The organism is Streptomyces sp. NPDC028928, assembly GCF_055564915.1.
Map to the genome: position 1 here is coordinate 11,748 of NZ_JBVHVI010000006.1, position 17,780 is coordinate 29,527.

Genomic DNA, 17,780 nt, shown 5'->3' on the forward strand with positions numbered 1-17,780 from the left:
TCCCTCCCCTTCCCCTCCGCCTCCCCCCCCCCCCCCCCCCCCCCCCCCCCCCCCCCCCCCCCCCCCCCCCCCCCCCCCCCCCCCCACCGCGTTTCGCTCACCCCATCCCGACGGCGGACCCGGCGCGCACTCCCTGGCGCAGCATCGAACGCACCATCGCGTCGCAGCGCATGAAGCCGATCGGGTTCAGCCGGGGGAACCCGGCCGGGCCGAACCCCGCCGTCCATGCGCCGACCGCGAACAGCCGCGGGTGCGGTGTGCCGTCCGCCGCCAGGACCCGCTGGTCACCGGCGGCCACCGCCAGCTTGCCCGAGCCATGGGCGGGCGCGTCGGGTGCGTCGCGCAGCAGCTCCTCGGTGCAGGCGCCCCGCGCGAACAGGCGCCGGATCAGCCGGTCGCGATTGCGCTCCACGCTCGCGGTGGGCAGCCGCGCCTCCAGCAGGGCCCGCGCCTCCACACTGCCCGGGGCGTTGACGCCGCTCGCCCGGAACACCCCCCGCTCGGCGTCGGCCACCACCCGCAGGCCCCCGCCGATGAAGCGCACCACACCGGCCCGGGCGAGCGCGATCATCTGCTCGGCGCGCGGCCCCGGCGCCCCGCTCCCGATGTAACCGAAGAAGTCGTGGAACCACGGGTCCAGCTCCTTGGTGCGGGAGAACGCCGACAGCCGGTTGGAGCTGAGCAGCTGGAAGATCGGTCCCATGCTCGCCATCAGGGCCTGCAGCGCCGCCAGATCGGGGCTGTGCCGGGGATCGTTGCGCCGGGCCAGGTCCGCCTCGACATGCGCCAGGACCAGGGCGTGCAGCGCGTCGGCGTCCGCCGCCCGCACGCCCTCCAGCGGGTACTCGGTGGCGTGCAGGTCGAAGCGGTCGGCGGGATCGGGCACCGTCGCCGCCACCAGTTCGTCGATCATGGCCCGGTCGCCCGGGTCCTGCCCGCCCAGCAGCTCGAAGACGCCGGCCACCTCCGCCCAGGGGCGGGTGACGCGGTCGGGGTGGCCGGCGTACAGCTCGTGGTAGTGGGCGTACTCCATCTCCGCGGTGATCAGCGGCTGGATGTCGACTCCGAAGTGCACCGGGCCGGGCCGGGCGATCAGCTCCTTGACGGTGTGCGAGGTCAGGAACCGCGGCACCGGCTTCTCGGTGCGCAGCGTGGCGTAACCGAACTTGGCACGGTAGGGCACGCCCCGCCGCGACCCGGCGTACAGCACCGGTTCCCGTCCGGACGGCACGTACCGCAGCGTGCCGTCGGCCGCCCGCCGGTAGCTGCCGCCCCGCCCCTCGGTGAGCAGCACCATGTAGTCGACGAAGGACAGCGCGAGGCCTCGGACGATCACCGCCTCGCCGGGCGGCAGCACGTCGAGGTCGGCGTCGGCGGCGTACTGCGCGGGCAGATGGACAAGCCCGTGCTCCCGGGCGAACGCGCCGAGCGCCCCCGCCTCCGGCGCCGGCTCCACCTCGTGGTGTCCCTGGGCCAGCAGCACCGCGTCCGCCACCACCTCGGCGCCGGACGCCAGCCGTACGGTGGTGCGCGTGTCGTCGTCCACCAGCTCGACGCCGGTGTCGGTGTGCAGGACCACCTCGACGCCGGGCGGTGCCTGCGCGGTCAACCGCCGTACCACCGAGCCGAGATACGCTGCCAGGGTGCGCCGCGAGGGGTAGAAGCCGGGGTGGGCCCGCGCCGCCTCGTCGGCCACCACGGGGTCGGTGAGTTCCTCGGGTCCGGCCGTGCGGGCCCAGTCCAGGATCGACGGGCCCGGCGGCTTGGGGCCCTCGCAGGCCATGCCCTCGTCGGGGAAGACGGTGATCGCGGCCATCGGGGTGTTGGCCCACATCAGGGCCGACTGCTCGGACCGCCAGACCCGGCCGCCGCCGGGCGGGAAGGGATCGATCAGATGCACCCGCACCGGGCGGTCGGGCAGGATGTCGGGCACGTTCGCGCAGATCCGTTCCAGCAGCGAGGTGCCCGCGGGCCCCGCCCCGACCACCGCCACGGTGAAGGGCTCGGCCGGGGAACCGGAACCGGCCGGGCTATCGTCGGAGTTCGCCATGTCAGCCTTTCGCTCGGCGCCGGTCGGCCGCAGGCCGAGCGGGCGCTTCGGTCAGCGGGGACGGGCGGTGTCCAGGGACCTGGCGGGGTCCCCGGCCGCACGGTCGTCCGCGGTGCCGGAGGGGAAGTTCTCCAAGCCGTCCTTGATCTCGGTGAGCAGGTCGGCCGCTTCCGCGCCGTCGATGACGCGGTGGTCGAAGGCGAGGTTCAGCCGCATGACCGGGGCGACGGCCACGGCTCCGTCACGGACCACCGGGCGCTCGGCGATCTGGCCCACGCCGAGTGTCACCGTGGTGCCGCCCACCGAGTGGAAGCCGTTGACCGGACGGTGGCCGAGCGAGGTGATCGCCAGTGTGCCCAGCAGGTGCGGACGGCGCCGCAGCGAACGGGCGGCGAGCCGGAACAGCGGCAGCCCGATCGGCCTCGGCAGCCGGTGCAGGGTCCGTACCATGGCGAACTCGGGCATGGTCTGCGGATCACCGTCCCGGAAGTGCGACACCCGCTCCTGGATCGCGTCCAGGCTCGCGGTGTCCGCGTCGGGCACCACCGTCGCCAGCACCACCCGGTGCCCGTCGAGCCGCTTGTCCAGGGTCACCTTCGCGTGCACCCCCGTGTACCGGGCGAGCCGCGGCCACAGACGGCCGCGCAGCGCGGCGTTCGCCTCCGGGTGCGCGGCCGTGGCACGCGCGGCGGCCTGGACGACGTAACTCACCACGGAATAGCCCGGTTCGGCGGCCCGGTGCCGCAGCACCCGGGTCATGTCGACGTCGGTGTCCAGGAAGACGGGCGAGAAGGCGCGGATGACCCCGGTGAAGTACTGGGTGTGCCGCCGTCGGCGTACTTCGGGACCGATCCGCGCCACCGCACCGCGTTCCCGGCCGGACGAGCCTGACATCATGGACTCCCTGAGAATCGTCGGCGGTCCCGCAGGACCGGCTGCGGCTGAGGAAGGGAGCGGAGCGCCCGGCTCCGCTACACCATCTCGACGGCGAAGCCCGCCTTGATCCACTTGCTCGACTCCACCGACACGCCCAGCGCCCGCCGGCCCGGGGTGATCTGGTCGAGCAGCCGCTCCAATTGGAAGAACGGGGTGGCGTTGCCGTTGTTGCCGACCTCCCGCACGCAGCTGACCTCGGTCGCGGAGGGCAGCGCCAGCAGATCGACGATCTTCGCCGTCATCCGGCCGGACAGCTGCGGCGGCAGCAGGAAGTCCACCTCGTCGGGGTACCAGCCGGTCTCGTCCAGCAGTTCCTCGAGGATCTCGGCGGCCATCGCCGGCACGGACCGCTCGATCTCCTTGTAGTCCTCCTCGGCCGGAGAGCCGGTCTCGTCCCGGTCGGACGGCCCGTACCAGCGCACCGTCTGCCCCGGCGGCCGGTCCAGACCGGTCAGGCGGGTGAACAGCCGGCGCACCGCCAGTGCGCCCGCCGCCGGCTGCGCACCGAGCACCATGGCGCCCGCGCCGTCGCCGAACAGGACGTAGTGCACCAGGTGTTCGGGCGGCAGGGTGGCGAAGTCGACGTCGAAGTCGTAGAACCGCGCCGTCACGTCACCGCCCAGGACCAGCGCGTTGCGGTAGGCACCGGTGGACAGCAGCTGCAGGGCGACGTGCATCGCCTGGAAGGCGCCGGTGCAGCCGGACTGCAGCTGGTAGCTGGGCACTCCGTTGATCCGCAGCCGGTCGGCGACCACGTTCACGGTCGCCGGCATCAGCGCGTCCGGCGAGGCCGTGCCCATCACCAGCAGGTCGACCTGCTCCGGGGCGAGCCCCGCCCGCTCCAGCGCCCGCCGGCCCGCGGTCTCGCACAGGTCCGCCAGGGTGCAGGAGGGCTTGCCGCTGTCGAGGTCGATGGACAGATGACGGCTCTCGGTGCCGATGAAGGTGGCCACCCACTCCTCCCACTGCCCCGGCATCCGCAGCCGCCGCCCGAGAACGGCGTTGTCCAGGGGCGGCCCCGGCAGGGCCGTGCCGACCCCGAGCACGTGTACGTCTGTGCCGCTCACGTCCGCTTCCCTCAGCCGCACAGCCGGATGACGACTTCGGCGATCTCGCTGGCCTGCGGCGGATCGTACAGCGGAGGCAGCAGCCGCCAGCGCCGGTAGCCGGCCTTGCCCGCGAACTCGCCCCCGGTGCCGACGGCGGAGAAGTGCATCCACTTCCCGGCGATCATCCCGTTGCGGTCCAGACCCCGGCCGGTGTCGCGCAGTGTGCCCTGCGGAAGCTGCACGGACTCCTGGTAGTCGGTGATGAGGTGCCCGTCCGACGGCCGTACGCCCACGATCGTCACGTAGCCGAGGGCCTTGCCGATGACGGTGCCGTCCTTGCCGTAGATGACGTCCGTGTAGATGGCGGTGTCGCCCACCTGGCGCATCGGCGGGTTCGCGGAGCCGACCGTGTCGTACTTGACGGTCTGCTCGGTGATGCCCTTGACCGTCACACAGGCCGGCTTGGCGTGACCGGAGGCCACCGTGGCGCTCGCGGCGGGCGTTCCGGCGGCCGCGCCGGCGAGCAGGACGGAGGTGACGGCGACGGAGGTGCGGCGACGTGTTGACCAGAACCTCATGAAGATCCTTGATTGTCGGGGAGAGCCGGTGCCTGCCGGCGAGGACGGGAGGGCGGGTCCTGCGGGCCGTGCGGCCGCCCGGTCATGGTCGGCGTGCGGGCTTGGGCAGTTCTAAAGCGCCGGCCGGGGCGCGGGGCCGTCAGCCGTCGGCCGCGAGTGCGTAGATGTGCCCGAGCGTGGGCGCCTCCAGCACGGCGGGCAGCGGGATGCGCCGGCCCGTCTCGCGTTCCAGGACCGCCAGCAGCGACAGCAGGTGCACCGAGTCCCAGCCGGGCACCTGGTCGAGGTCGAGCGCGGTCTCCGCCTCGGTCAGCGGCAGGCCGATCTCGTCACGGATCAACGTGACGAAGTCGTCGATGTCGTTCACGGGTCGCGTCCTTCACGGGTCGGGTGGCCGGGCGGGCCGGGACGACCGGACAGCAGGGAGCCGTGCGCGCCGGTCGCAGGCAGTGTCCGGCCCGCCTCTTGTGCCTCGCTGAAGCCACCCTTGGGGTGCGGCCGGCCGGGATGCCGCTGCCTGGCCGAGCCGGCTGCGTACGCCTGGGCCGGGGGCGTACGTACTTTGTCTGATGTGGCCTTCCGGCCAGGACTGACAGGGTGGGTTCTCGACAACCTGCGGGGGCCGGCGTCGGCTTCCCGCGGCCCGGCCGAACGCGGGGGAGGAACGCCCCGTTCGGAGAGCGGTCCCCCCGCCGACGACGTCGTAGGGGACCGTCGGCGACGGCGCGCACGCCGCAGCGGAGCGGTTCGCGCCGCACACCCATCGTTGTTCGCGGGGGCACGGGTGCCCACGGGAGCGGAGACCGCCCCGCCGGCCGCACGCGTGCGCCGCGAGTACCAGGAGTGCGCTATGAGGTTCGAAATACTGGGCGATCTGCGCGCCGTCACCCCGGCCGGTCCGGTGACGGTCAGCGCGCCCAAGGTCGAGACACTGCTGTCGGTCCTGCTGGTACGCACCGGGCGGGTGACCTCGACCACGCAGCTGGCGGCCGAGATCTGGGGCGACTGTCCGCCCCGCCGGTTCACCGCCGCCGTGCACGTCTACGTCCATCAGGTGCGCAAGGCGCTCGCCCACTGGTCGGGCCTGCGGGACACAGCCCAGGAGCAGCGGCTGACCACCCGCCCGGCCGGGTACGTCCTGCGCGTCGAGCCCGGCGAGCTGGACGTGGACGACTTCCGCGCGTTCGTCGCCGACGGGCGCGCGCAGGCCGCGGCGGGACGGCACGAGGCCGCCTCGCGTGCCTTCGGCCGGGCGCTCGCGCTGTGGCGCGGTCCGGCGCTGGGCGGGCTCGCCGGCGGCGGCCCCATGGTCGAGGAGTTCGTGCGCTGGGCGGAGGAGGCCCGGCTGGAGTGCGAGGCGCTGCGGGTGGAGCAGGAGTTCGCGCTGGGCCGCCACGAACCGCTCATCGCGCCGTTGCGAGCCCTGACGGCGGCTCATCCGCTGCGCGAGGACTTCGCCCGCCACCTCATGCTGGCCCTGCACCGCACGGGACGTACGACCGAGGCACTGGGCGTCTACCGGCAGGTCGGCCGCACGGTCAAGGACGAACTGGGCCTGGAACCGGGCCGTGCCCTGCGGGATCTGTACACCTCGCTGTCGTCCGCCGAGCGCATGCCGGCACCAGCGAGGTGACAGCGGACGAGGTCGGGTCCCGGTGGAGCCCGGGGCCGTACCTCCGTACCTCCGCACCTGCGGAACGGGCCGGGCGGTGGGTGCCGGCCCGGCCCGTTCCGCGCGCCGCCGGCTATCCGGCCGTGCGGACCGCCGTGGCGAGGCCGCCGTTGGGCCGGCCGGTCACCGGGCGGCCGTAACCCGCGGCGACCTCCGCGCGGTCGTGCAGCCGGGGCTCCCAGCCGTGCTCGCCCAGCCAGCTGAGCGTGTCGTCCCCGAGCCCGCCCTTGACGAGGGCGTTGAGCGCGCGCAGCGCCGGGACCGCCTTGGCCTCCGTGGCGGCCGAGGCGCGTCCGGTGTTGGCGTGCTCGAAGGTGATCCGGCTGCCGGCGCAGGAGAGGCTCCCGATCGTGGTCAGCAGGGCTGCCGCCTCCTCCGCCGTCAGATAGATCAGCAGCCCCTCCAGGAGCCACACCGTGGGCACCGACGGGTCGTGCCCGGCGGCCGTCAGCTCCTCCTGCCACGCCTCGCGCAGGTCGGCGCGGACGGCCGTGCGCAGTGCGGCCGGTTCGGCGCCACGCTCCTTGATCACCTCGTCCTTGAAGTCCAGTACGTCCGCCAGGTCCACCTCGAACACCCGGGTCTGCGGCGGCCAGGCGAGCCGGTAGGCCCGCATGTCCAGGCCGGCGCCGAGGATCACCACCTGCCGGCAGCCGGCGGCGGCCGACTCCGTCAGATAGTCGTCGAAGAAGCGGGTCCTGATGGTGACGTTGAACTCGATGACGGCCTTCCAGGCCGCGAGTTCCGGCGTCTGCTCCTCGGCCTCCGGCTCGTCGCCGAGCGCCGCCTCCAGGAAGGCGCCGGCGAACGGGTCGTCGAAGAGCCGGTCGGGACGGGCCGATTCCTTCGCCCGTACCTGTGCCACTTCGATCGCCGTACGTGCCAGACCTGTACGCATGCTCAGTCCTCCGGGGACGGGGATGGGGATCAGGATGGGGATCGCGCCGGGAAGGCCCCGGTGCGGCGGGGCCGGGACAAGTGGAAAGCACCGCGGAGCGCACGAGAGGTGACCGAACGAGGCGGTGAACGGACGAGATGTGCCGAACGAGGCCGTGCGCGAACGAGACGGTGACGTGGCCGCGGCACCCGCCCCGGGGAGCGGTGCGGCGGCGAGGGCGGCCGGCGGTCGTGCGGCCACCGCGCCGCGTGAGTCCGCGCGCCGGACGGGCCCCCTCGTCCCGGCGCCGGACGGTGGCGAGCCGACAATACAGGGACTGTCCCCGGTTATTCAAGGGCGGGCGGACGGGGCCGCCGCCGAGTGGCCCGTCTATCATGGGGCGAGCGCCTTTCAGGCCGGCGGTGAGCCCGCTCCGGGCCCCGCACCCCCGACGAGCCACACACCAGGGAAGTGCCCATGACGCCCAGCACCGGTACTGCGGGGCCCTCCTCGTCGCGGCCGATGCGGGCCGACGCACGCCGCAACTACGAGCGCCTGCTCGCCGAGGCCGGCCGTGCCTTCGCCGCCTACGGCGCCGACACCTCCCTCGACGACATCGCCAAGCGCGCCGGGGTGGGCAACGCCACGCTCTACCGGCACTTCCCGACCCGCGAGGCGCTGCTGGAGGCCGTCTACCGCGAGGAAATCTCCCAGCTCTGCGATCTGGCCCGCTCGCTGGTGCCCGACGAGGACGCCGGCCCCGAGTCGGCGGTCACCGCCCTCATGGCCTGGCTGCGGGCCTCGATCGAGCGCAGCGGCACCCACAACGGCCTCAAGGGGCTGCTCGCGATCGTGCTCCGCGACGAGGGCGCGGCACTGGCCTCGTGGTGCCGGGAGAGCATCATCTCGGCCGCGGAGCACCTGCTCTCCCACGCCCAGCGGTCCGGCGCGATCCGCGCCGATCTGGACGCGCTGACGCTGCTCCGGCTGGTCAACGCCATCACCATCGCCTCCGAGTACAGCGGGGGTCCGGCCCAGGCCGACCAGATGATGTCCCTGGTCATCGACGGCCTGCGCACCCGCTGACGACCCACCCCCCGCCCGCCGGAGCACCGCTCCGCCGCTGCCCGGCGCACTCGCCCGCCGACGGCCCCGCGCCCGCAGGCCGTCATCGCCCCGTCGGCTCGTCGGTCCTCGTCCGTGCGGGGGCGCCGTCCGTGGTTCCGGGTGTGAGTGTCTCGGCGAGGAGGGCGTAGGAGCGGACGCGTAGTTCCTGGTCGTGGATCATCGTCAGGGCCATCAACTCGTCGGCGCCGGTGGCCTTCAGCAGCGCCTCCGCCTTGTTGCGCACCGTCTCGGGGCCGCCGATGAGATGGGAGGCGAGCCGGTCCGCGACGAAGGCCGCCTCCCGTGGCGAGTACGGGTACTTCTGCGCCTCCTCGGGGGTCGGGTGCGGGGCGCTGATGCCGCGGGTCCGCTGCAACAGCGAGGTCAGCAGCATCGGCCCGGCCAACCGGCGTGCCTCCTCGTCGCACTCGGCCACCACCACCATCGACGAGAGGGCCAGGTACGGGCGGTCCAGCACCGCCGAGGGGCGGAACTGCTCGCGGTACAACTGCGCGGCCGCGGCCGCCAGATCGGGTGAGAAGTGGTGGGCGAAGGCGAGCGGCAGACCGAGCGCCGCGGCCAGTTGGGCGCTGTAGCCACTGGAGCCCAGCAGCCACACCTCGGGCGGCGCGTCCACGGCGGGCAGCGCCTGGATCGGCGGCCGGACGGCCTCGGACCCCGCGGGGGGCTCCGGGAGCGACCCGAGGTAGCCGAGCAGTTCACCGAGGCGCCCGGTGAAGTCGTCGGCGTCCGGCGCCCGGCGCAGCGCGTGCGCGGTGACCGCGTCCGCCCCCGGGGCGCGTCCGACGCCCAGGTCGATCCGGCCGGGATGCACCGCCTCCAGGGTGCCGAACTGCTCGGCCACGATCAGCGGGCTGTGGTTGGCCAGCATCACTCCCCCGGAACCGACCCGGAGCCGGGAGGTGACGCCCGCGATCAGGCCGATCAGCACCGGCGGTACGGAGCTGGCGATGTTGTCGATGCCGTGGTGCTCCGCGACCCAGAACCGGTGGTAGCCCAACTCCTCGACACGCCGGGCAAGTTCGACGGACTGGCGGACGGCCTCGGCCGACGAGGAGCCGGCGAAGACGGGCGCGACGTCCAGGACGGAAAGACGCGGCGCGGGGCGGTCGGCAGGCATGGCTGAAAGTCCTCCACGGCGGCGGCGCGGCGAGGACACCGCACGGGTCGGCATCGGACGGGTACCATACGGGGAGAGTCCCCGTTAGGACAATTCATGCGTTCACGCGTGCGACCCTGGGCAATGATGTCTGATACGTCTGTGCGCCACTGAACGAACTCAGCCTGTCGGCTCGTTGGTGCGCTCCCGCCGACTGTGGAGCCACGGCGAAGGGGGAGGGGGGAGTCCGCCGCACGCGGCGACCGCCAGACCGCTCATGCACCGCGCCCGCGGGGACGAGGGTCGACCGCATCTGCGATCCGCACTGCGTCGACAGGTGCCGCGGGCCGGCTGCCGGCCGGCCCTTGCGGAAGCCGACCGTCCAACTTGCTCGGAGGATACGAGATGCTCCCCACTGCTCTCGGTGAGCCACAGCACGACCGTACGGTCCGCGGAAAGGAACTGACCAGACTGAGCGCCCTGTTAGGGCAGTTGGCGGAGGGTCGCGGATCCTTCACCGCCATAGCCGGAGACCCCGGATACGGGAAGACCCGGATGCTGAACGCGCTCGGCGACGAGGCCGAGCGCATGGGACTGCTGGTCCTGCGGGCCGGCTGCGCCTCCTCGTGCACCGACGGCCCCTTCCAGCCCTTCGTCGAGGCCTTCGGCGGCTGGCGCCGACAACGGCCGAACGCGCCCCACACGGCCGCCGCCCGCCTGGTGCGCAGCCTCGGCCAGGGCTCGCCCGCCGCCTCCGGGGCGCCCTGGACCGCCGACGGCACCCGCTGCCGCTTCTACGCGGATCTGCGCCGGGGGGTCGCGGAGACCGTGGCCGCGGCCGACAACGGTGTCGTGCTGCTGCTCGACGACTTCCATGCCGCCGCCCCGGAATCGATCGACCTCATCGAGGCCCTGCTGGACTGGCCGCTGGACGAACCGCTCGCCATCGTGCTGGCCCACCGCCCCCGCCAGAGCCCGCTGCGGCTGCGGTCCCTGCTCGAACGGGGCGAGGAGAAGCGGACCGTCCACCTCCTCGCACTCGACGCGCTCACCCTGCCGCAGAGCGCCGCCCTGCTGGACGTACCGCTGTGCTCACCCTCGTTGCGCGAACTGCACCACCGCAGCGAGGGCGTGCCGCTCTACCTGACGGCGCTGGCCGCGTCCGAAGCCTCCGTCTCCGAGGTGCCGGCCTGGGAGCGGATCAGCGCCCGACTGCTGACCGAGACCGAAGCGCTCGCCCCGCGCGACCGCGAGGTGCTCGCCGTCGCGTCGGTCCTCGGTGACCGCTTCGACCTCGAAACGGTCACCGCCGTCGGGGAGTTCTCCTCGGACGAGGCGTGCGACAGCCTCGCCGCCCTGCGCTGCACCGACCTGGTCCGCTCCGCCGGCGCGGACCTCCTGGCCTTCCGGCATCCCCTGGTCCGCGAGTGCGTGTACGAGCTGATGGACTCCTGCCTGCGCGGTCTCCTGCATGCCCGTGCGCTGCGGTACCTCGGCCGCCGCGGCGAAGACCCGATGGAGCTCGTCCGCCATGTCGACGGCGCGGGCAGCGCGACCACGCCCGAGGACGCCGGCGTGCTGGTCGCCGCGGCGGAGGAGGCACTGCACCGCCACCGCGCCGTGGACGCCGGCACCTGGCTGGCGAAGGCCATGCGCCTGTCCCGGCAGGGTCCGGTCGGCGACATCGCGAGCGGCATCCGCCTGCCGGTGGCCCGCGCCCTCGCCGCCGAGGGCCGGCTGGACGAACTCGGCGAACTGCGCCGCGAGACGCTGCTCACCCTCCCCGCCGACGCCACAGCCGAACGCGAGGCCACGGTCCGCTGGTTCGTCACCGCCGAAACCCTGCTCGGCAATCCCGCCGACACCCACCCCCTGGTGACCGCCGAGACCCACCGCGGCCACGGCCCCACCGACGCGCGTGCCGTGCACCTCAAGGTCCAGTACGGTCTCGCCCGGGTGCTGCGCGGGCTCACGCCGCTGCCCGGTGAGACCGACACGCTGCTGCGCGAGAGCGCCGGCGACCCATGGGCGCTCGGCGGAGCGCTCGCGCTCCACGGGCTGAGCCAGGTGCTCACCGGCGGCGACCGGATCCAGGCCGCGGCCACGCTCGCCGAGTCCGCCCGTACCATCGACGCCTCCCGTCACGACGTCGCGGGAGCGCGCCCGGAGCAACTCGGCGTCCTCGGCTGGGGCGAAGCGCTGATCTGGCGCCACAGTTCGGCCGCCGGACACCTGGAGCGGGCCGTCGCCGCCGCGCGCAGCAGCAACGAGACGCACCTGCTCCCCATCCTCCTCACGGGGCTGGGCCTCGTCCGCTGCCGCCTCGGGGACATCGCCTCCGCCTGCGGGCTCGCCGCCGAGGCGCAGACGACGGCCCGGGCGGCCGGTATCCCTGAGCACGCCGCGCTGGCCCGCGTGCTGAGCGCCGTCACCGGCACGCTGTTGCGCATCCCCGATCTCGGCAGCGGAGTGTTCCTCCTGGACGAGCTGGGCGGCACCGACCTGTGGTGGCGGCCGGTGGCCGCACTGCTGCTCGCCGAGGCCGCCATGGTCAAGGGCGATGCGGCCGCCGCCCACGCACTGGTGCTCAGCGGAGGCGGCGGGGCCAACCAGCCCACCATGGTGCCCTCCATGACCGCCCACGCCTACGAGGTGTTCGCCGCGGCGGAACAGCACGGTCACGACTGCGGCAGGGAATGGGCCGACCGGGCGGCGGGGGCCGCGGCCGACCTGCCTGCCGAGCGCGCCTACGCCCTGATGGCCTCCGGCCACGCGGGCGTCGACGGACCGGCGGGAGCCCTGCGCGACTACGAAGCCGCCTTCGAGTTGTTCGCCGAGGCCGGGATGGTGTGCGAGCAGGCACGGGCCCTGCTGGCGGCGGCTCCGCACGCCGCACTCAGCGGTCAGCGCCCACGGGCGCTCGGCATGCTCGACGGAGCCGAACGCATCGGACGCCGGCACGGTCTCGTGGCGGTGTGCGAGGAGGCCCGACGGCGCAGGAACGAGCTGGGACTGAGCCTCACGGGTTCGCTCGTCGGCGTTCCGGCGCTCGACGACCTCACCCAGCGTGAGCAGGAGGTCGCCCGCCTGGCCGGCGAGGGCCTCAAGACCCGCGACATAGCCCTCCGGTTGCAGATCAGCCCGCGCACCGTCGGCGTCCACCTCACCCGGATCTACGCCAAGCTGAACGTCGGCTCACGCGCGGCACTGGCCCGCTTCATGGCCCAGGTGGCCTGAACAACACCTCCCGACCGGGACGGACGCCGCTCCCGGCCGGGTGGCATGGCGATGCTCTCGCCACCGGGTCGCCCGCGCGGGGGCTCCGGGCCGCGTGGCTGGAAGGGTGCTGTCGGCTGGCCGCGTTGGGCGGTGGTTCTGGGCTGTGTGGTTGGGAGGGTGCTGTCGGCTGGCCGCGTGGAGCGTTGGTTCCGGGCTGCGTGGCTGGAAGGGTGCTCTCGGCCGGCCGTATCGAGCGGTGGCTCCGGGCCGCACGGACCACGCGCGTTCTCGGCCGGTTGGCTCGAGCGGAGAAATCCGGGCCGGACGTCTCGATCGCCGGCTCCGGCCCAGCAACCTGAACTGCGGGTCCTGGGGCGGTGGTCTGAACGGCGGGTCCTGGGCGGTGGTTCGAGTGGTGGGTTCCGGGCCGTGGTCTGAGTGGCGGATCCCCCGGGGCTGAGTGGTGGGTCTCGGAGCGGCGGTTTGACCGGTGGTCCTGGGGCGGCGGTCTGGCCGGTGGTCCCGGGGTGGCGGTCTGAGTGGTGGGTGCCTCTGAACGGTGGATCGGGGTAGTGGTCCGAGTAGGGGGTCCGGGGCGGCGTTCTGAATGGTGGGTCGGGGGTTGATACTGGTGGGCTCGCGTATACAACTGTCGCTAATTCCCCGAGGAACCCAGCCCGCTGGTGACCGGCTGTGACCGCCGGCTGATCATCTGGCCGTGCGGTGACGCGAGGCCGGGAGGCCTTGATCCGGGACGGATGGTCCGTCGTAGGCTGCGGTTCATGAGTTTGTGGGATGTCTTGCCGGACCGCGAGCGACAGCAGTGGACCTTCGATCCGTTCGTGAGCGTGGGGCCGCTGCGGTTCGGAATGAGTTCAGACGCCGCGGCTTCCGCGCTCGGCGGAGCCCATGCGACCGTGCGCCAGCACTACTCGCATTGGAACATCGCGTGCCACGCCTACCCCAAGATGGGTCTGAAGCTCTACTTCTCAGCCGGTGAGAGCCTGTGCGGCATATCGGTCGATGCCCTGCGGGGGCCTCAGGTTCCTGCAGACGGGGAGCCGCTGGTCGGCAAGGTTCCCTCCGAGCTGGAGCAGTGGCTGTTCGACCGCGCAAACAGTGCGGAGACCCGAACGGAGTTGTTCTACCTGCCCGGGGCGGAGGCCGGATCGCTGACTCTCGGGGTGGTGCTGTGCGTCCAGCGGGCCGGCGATCGGCTGCTCACGCGCCCGGTGTTCCTGCCTGCCGACGCCATGGACGACGCTTTCCACTACCTGCCAGGCGACGCGTGGGCCATGTTCTGATCACGGCCTCGGTACTGGTGGGCTCGCGTAATCAACTGTCGAGGGTTCCCCGAGGAGCCCAGCCCGCTGGTGACCGGCTGTGGTCGCCTGCGGCGTATCGGCTCCAGGTCCCGCCGCTTTCTCTGAGAAGGCGGCTGGTGGTCTTGTCGTGGTATCCGAGGGCGTCCGCGACGACGGGGGCGGGCAGTTCGAGGAGTTGTTGTCGGATGGCGGCGCCGCGGGCGGCGGCGACCGGGATGCCGATCTCCCGCAGTCGTGAGGACATGTGGTCGGGACGGGCCGGCCGTCCGGCCCGGCGGCCAGGGAAGAGCCAGCGGGATGCCTGGTTGGTGGCGGTGTTCATGTTGTCGCGGTCTGCGATGTATGCCAGTAGCAGGGCTGCCGCTGGTGCAGGGACGGGAGAGGCGGGCTCCCCGAGCCGCAGAAGCGTGGTCTCTCCGTCGTGGAGCACGTCGTCGACCGTGAGCTGGACGATCCGGGTGAGGGGTTGCGCGTAGAGGAGGACGATGACGCCGGCGACGCGGAGGCGCATCGGGGTGTCTGCGTCGGTCAATAGCCGGCCGAGCGCGGCCAAGCGCTCGTCCTCGCTCAGGGCGGGTCGTCGGGAGATCCTCTGTGCGGGGATGGAGAGGGAACGTAGGCACCGGCGGTTCTGCATGGCCCAGTTGAGGAAGGGCCTCAGGCAGGTTCGGCCGTGTTCGGTGTTATCCGCGAACCAGGCGTCGATGTCGAGTTGGCCGCAGGACGAGAGGGTGCTGTCCCGGGTGCCGAGCCATTGCAGGAAGGTGGTCGCGTGCTTGATCTGCTCAGTTGCGAAGCGGCGGATGCTCGGCGTGATGTGGCTCCGGTCGGCTCGTTTCCGTAGGTGGGGAAGGACGTGCCAGGTTGCGAAGAGCTTGATCGTCTTGACGTGCCCGGGATCGGTGATGTCGGCCAGGTGGCCGGGCAGCCATCGCTGGAAGGAGCAGATGTACTTGTCGACGGCGGGCAGGACGCCGCTGGCCATCAGGAGTTCTTCCAGGTGAGCTGCTGCCCGCCAGGGCTGGAGTTCGTGGAAGGCATCATGGGTGAGGGGCAGCTGTCCGAGTCCGAGTCGCCGCAGTATCCGGGAGGCGTTTCCGGGATGGTCGTGGCGCATCGCCAGCCAGGCCAGGCCGCTTCTGGGCTCGTCCATCGCCACCAGCATGTCGAGCAAGGGCGTGAGCGTCTGGCGGACGCGACCCGTGCCGTCGTCCAGGAGGGCGGTCAGCCGGTCGGTGAGCGTGCACCGCTCGCAGAGCCGTCCGCCCAGGAGTTTGCCCTCGAAGCCGCAGCGCGAGCAGTCGAAGGTCTGGGAGAAGCCAGCGCAGGTCGTGCAGATCGCGGAGCCGTCGCCGGGGTGGAGCCCGGGGAGAGCCCGGTCCTGGCCGCATCCGGGGCAGGTGCCTCGTGTTCGCACCGCGCGGTCCGAGCAGGTCCGGCAGACGTATCCGTCCGGCCAGGTGCCGGACTTGTGCCTGCGGCGGCCGCAGCGGCAGCACTCGGCCATGAACCAGCGTTCGTACTGCTCGTCGGTGGCGTAGGGGCGGCTCATGCGTCGGGCAGGATGCGGGCCGCGCGGGGCCGCAGCTTCGCGACGTTGTCGGGCGGGGTGGGCAGGTCGCCGGTGGCGGTCTTGCGGACACCGGCGTTCTCAGCGGTGGTCGCCACCAGCTCGGCCGGAGTGCAGGAGAGGATGTCGCAGAGCGCGGACAGGACCTGCAGCGACAGCCGCTCGGGGGTGCCAGAGACCAGGCGGTGGACCTGGGAGGCGGACAGGTCGATGCCGCGCTCACGCAGCAACGGGACCAGTTCGGTCGCGGTGAAGATGCGGTGCTGGGCCATCACCTCACGCAGCCGCCAGGTGTAGCCGACCTTGCGCTTCATGCCTGCTTCCCGTTCTGGACCTGGAGGACGGCGGCGACGGTGACGTCCAGGTGCCGGCGCAGGGTGCGGGTGCGAAAGTCCGAGGAGACGCAGGTGTAGATGGACGTGGTGCTGGCGTGCTCGTGGCCGACCTGTTCCTGGACGAAGCGGGGGTCCCAGCCGTCCTCGATGAGGTGGGGGACGTAGGACCTTCGGAAGGAGTGGTAGTCCAGCCCGTCGTCCAGGCCCAGGGCCTTGCGGTAGGTGATGAAGCGGGAGTTGATGCGCTGGCAGCCGATCCGCATCCCGCGCTCGGACGGCCAGGCTGCTGGGTTGCCGTCGGTGCCCAGCAGCGGGCGGACCTCGGTGAACCACTCGTCCAGGACGTCGGGGGTCCAGCCGAACACAGTCAGCACGCCGCGGCGTTTGGGCGGGGAGCCCTTCTTGGCCTTGCCGAACCGGACCTGGCAGCGGCCGAAGTCGCCGTACTCGGCGCCGTGCGGGTTGCGGCCGAAGTCGGCGGCGTCGAGCATCCGCGTCTCGTTGCGCCGCAGCCCGTAGGCGTAGGCGGTCTTGAACAGGGTGGCGTCGCGGAACGCCGGCAGCCAGCCCTTGCGGCCGAAGGCCCGGATCCGGGCGACCTCGTCGTCGCAGTGCTCGAAGAGCGCGTGCAGCTCGGCCTTGGTGAACGCCCGCTTCTTCGCGTTGGCCTCTTTGTCCTGGACGTGCACCGCGGTGTTCCACTCATGCACGACCTGCACCGGGTGGGTGCCGAACCGCTCCTCGCAGGTGGCCGCCCAGGCATAGAGCGGGTCGGTGACGAAGTGGCAGAACGCCCGGACGGCCTCCGAGTAGGACCGGATCGTGGAACGGCGCAGATCCCTCAGCGAGCGCAGGTCACCGAGCCACTCGTCGAACATCGCCGGCGTCCAGTGCCACGGGTAGGTGTTCACGTACGCGGCGAACGCCTTGACCGTGTTCTCCCGGCCCTCCACCGTCGTCCGGGCCAGATTCCGCGCGAGCTGCTGGTTGGCGAACCCGGTCAGCATCGCGGTGAAGACCTGTTCCTCCGGCCGCAGCAGCGCGACCCCGTCCACCAGGTGCAGCCGTGCCGCACCTGGGATCGACCCGTTGAACCCCACCGGTCCACCACCCTCCGTTACTCGCGTCGTATGCGAGAAAACCGCATCTGATGCGAGTCGGAGGACAATCCGCAGGTCAGTCAGCCGGACGAGTGACACCAGCTGGCGTCGCGCTCACGTCCGTCACTACGGTCGCCACCAGCAGGCAGGGCGAACTTCCATGGTCAGCACGCTGGTCGGCGCCGCTGGCCAAGCCGATTCGCGAACCGTCGCGAGTTCGCATCAGATGCAATTGGCGGCGCTTGGAACATCGGAACGAAAACTGGCGCTAAGCGCTTCGCGCGTCCGGGAGCGCTTTGACCTGGGCTTCGGCGAAGACGGAGCCTTCGGCAGTCGTGTTGATCACTGACTGTCTGGAGGTACGGAGTGCCGGTCGAGTTTCTGACGGATGAGCAGGCCGCGAAGTACGCGGCGTACGACGGGGCGTCGGCGCGCGCCGAGTTGGAGCGGTTCTTCTTCCTGGACGACGCGGACCGGGCGCTGATCGAGTCCAAGTGGCGGTCCCACAACCGCCTTGGCTTCGCGGCCCAGCTGACGACCGTGCGCTATCTGGGGGTGTTCCTGGACGACCCGACGGACATCCCGGCGGAGGTCGCCGACTACCTCGCGGAACAGCTCGGTATCGCGGACGCCTCGGTGCTGAAGGCGTACGGCGAGCGGGAGAAGACCCGGTTCGAGCACGTGTGGGAGCTGCGCGAGGTCCTGGAGTACACGGAGTTCGCCGAGGTGGAAGCGGAGCAGCGGTCTCGGGGGCCTTCGACTGGCACACGAGATCCTCGATAACCTTCCTCTCCACACCGGGACTTGGACCACGTGCTAGGGGGATACGTATGCCGAACTCT

The 17,780-nt window shown here is 72.3% G+C and carries 15 protein-coding genes and 1 pseudogene; 6 read left to right on the plus strand and 10 right to left on the minus strand.

The window, feature by feature from the left end; translation table 11 throughout:
- Positions 1-97: 97 nt before the first annotated feature.
- The 5 genes from ACZ4U1_RS15785 to ACZ4U1_RS15805 form a co-directional block, all read right to left on the minus strand.
- Positions 98-2,050: an FAD/NAD(P)-binding protein gene (locus ACZ4U1_RS15785; protein WP_467903561.1), complete on the minus strand. Its 1,953-nt coding sequence runs from the start codon at positions 2,048-2,050 to the stop codon at positions 98-100.
- Between the two features lie 51 nt (positions 2,051-2,101).
- The gene (locus ACZ4U1_RS15790; protein ID WP_467903563.1) at positions 2,102-2,944 is read right to left on the minus strand and encodes a 2-oxo acid dehydrogenase subunit E2; all 843 of its coding nucleotides are present in this window, start codon (positions 2,942-2,944) and stop codon (positions 2,102-2,104) included.
- A 77-nt stretch (positions 2,945-3,021) separates the two neighbouring features.
- A complete protein-coding gene (locus ACZ4U1_RS15795; RefSeq protein ID WP_467903565.1) occupies positions 3,022-4,053 on the minus strand; it encodes a 3-oxoacyl-ACP synthase III family protein in 1,032 nt (343 codons plus the stop codon).
- A gap of 11 nt (positions 4,054-4,064) precedes the next feature.
- A complete protein-coding gene (locus tag ACZ4U1_RS15800; protein ID WP_467903567.1) occupies positions 4,065-4,613 on the minus strand; it encodes an allene oxide cyclase barrel-like domain-containing protein in 549 nt (182 codons plus the stop codon).
- A 139-nt stretch (positions 4,614-4,752) separates the two neighbouring features.
- On the minus strand, positions 4,753-4,980 hold the full coding sequence (locus tag ACZ4U1_RS15805) for an acyl carrier protein (RefSeq protein WP_467903569.1): 228 nt from the start codon (positions 4,978-4,980) through the stop codon (positions 4,753-4,755).
- 483 nt (positions 4,981-5,463) lie between these two features.
- Between ACZ4U1_RS15805 and ACZ4U1_RS15810 the strand changes: the two genes are divergently transcribed.
- Positions 5,464-6,246 carry an AfsR/SARP family transcriptional regulator gene (locus ACZ4U1_RS15810; protein ID WP_467903570.1) on the plus strand — a complete coding sequence of 261 codons (783 nt, stop codon included), beginning with the start codon at positions 5,464-5,466 and terminating at the stop codon, positions 6,244-6,246.
- Between the two features lie 112 nt (positions 6,247-6,358).
- On the opposite strand, the gene ACZ4U1_RS15815 is transcribed toward ACZ4U1_RS15810, so the two are convergent.
- Positions 6,359-7,183, minus strand: coding sequence for an SAM-dependent methyltransferase (locus ACZ4U1_RS15815; protein WP_467903572.1), 825 nt, complete (start codon positions 7,181-7,183; stop codon positions 6,359-6,361).
- A 456-nt stretch (positions 7,184-7,639) separates the two neighbouring features.
- On the opposite strand from ACZ4U1_RS15815, the gene ACZ4U1_RS15820 reads away from it, so the two are divergent.
- Positions 7,640-8,248 (plus strand): TetR/AcrR family transcriptional regulator, encoded by a 609-nt coding sequence (locus ACZ4U1_RS15820; RefSeq protein WP_467903574.1) that lies wholly within the window; start codon positions 7,640-7,642, stop codon positions 8,246-8,248.
- Between the two features lie 82 nt (positions 8,249-8,330).
- On the opposite strand, the gene ACZ4U1_RS15825 is transcribed toward ACZ4U1_RS15820, so the two are convergent.
- On the minus strand, positions 8,331-9,410 hold the full coding sequence (locus ACZ4U1_RS15825; RefSeq protein ID WP_467903576.1) for an LLM class flavin-dependent oxidoreductase: 1,080 nt from the start codon (positions 9,408-9,410) through the stop codon (positions 8,331-8,333).
- A 384-nt stretch (positions 9,411-9,794) separates the two neighbouring features.
- On the opposite strand from ACZ4U1_RS15825, the gene ACZ4U1_RS15830 reads away from it, so the two are divergent.
- Together ACZ4U1_RS15830 and ACZ4U1_RS15835 are read left to right on the plus strand one after the other, a co-directional pair.
- The gene (locus ACZ4U1_RS15830; protein WP_467903578.1) at positions 9,795-12,626 is read left to right on the plus strand and encodes an ATP-binding protein; all 2,832 of its coding nucleotides are present in this window, start codon (positions 9,795-9,797) and stop codon (positions 12,624-12,626) included.
- 764 nt (positions 12,627-13,390) lie between these two features.
- Positions 13,391-13,912 carry a hypothetical protein gene (locus ACZ4U1_RS15835; protein WP_467903580.1) on the plus strand — a complete coding sequence of 174 codons (522 nt, stop codon included), beginning with the start codon at positions 13,391-13,393 and terminating at the stop codon, positions 13,910-13,912.
- Between the two features lie 31 nt (positions 13,913-13,943).
- On the opposite strand, the gene ACZ4U1_RS15840 is transcribed toward ACZ4U1_RS15835, so the two are convergent.
- From ACZ4U1_RS15840 to ACZ4U1_RS15850, 3 genes are read right to left on the minus strand one after another with little or no spacing between them, the layout of a single operon-like run.
- Positions 13,944-15,485, minus strand: a complete 1,542-nt coding sequence (locus tag ACZ4U1_RS15840; protein ID WP_467903581.1) for a hypothetical protein — start codon at positions 15,483-15,485, stop codon at positions 13,944-13,946.
- Positions 15,482-15,817, minus strand: coding sequence for a helix-turn-helix domain-containing protein (locus tag ACZ4U1_RS15845; protein WP_188301047.1), 336 nt, complete (start codon positions 15,815-15,817; stop codon positions 15,482-15,484). The genes ACZ4U1_RS15840 and ACZ4U1_RS15845 overlap by 4 nt, the downstream gene beginning before the upstream one ends.
- Complete coding sequence (locus tag ACZ4U1_RS15850) at positions 15,814-16,938, minus strand: tyrosine-type recombinase/integrase (protein ID WP_467903582.1); 1,125 nt, start codon at positions 16,936-16,938, stop codon at positions 15,814-15,816. The genes ACZ4U1_RS15845 and ACZ4U1_RS15850 overlap by 4 nt, the downstream gene beginning before the upstream one ends.
- Positions 16,939-17,098: 160 nt before the next feature.
- Between ACZ4U1_RS15850 and ACZ4U1_RS15855 the strand changes: the two genes are divergently transcribed.
- Complete coding sequence (locus ACZ4U1_RS15855; protein ID WP_467903584.1) at positions 17,099-17,287, plus strand: hypothetical protein; 189 nt, start codon at positions 17,099-17,101, stop codon at positions 17,285-17,287.
- 17 nt (positions 17,288-17,304) lie between these two features.
- A pseudogene (locus tag ACZ4U1_RS15860) lies at positions 17,305-17,682 on the plus strand (DUF4158 domain-containing protein); the annotation flags it as partial.
- Positions 17,683-17,780: the final 98 nt, after the last annotated feature.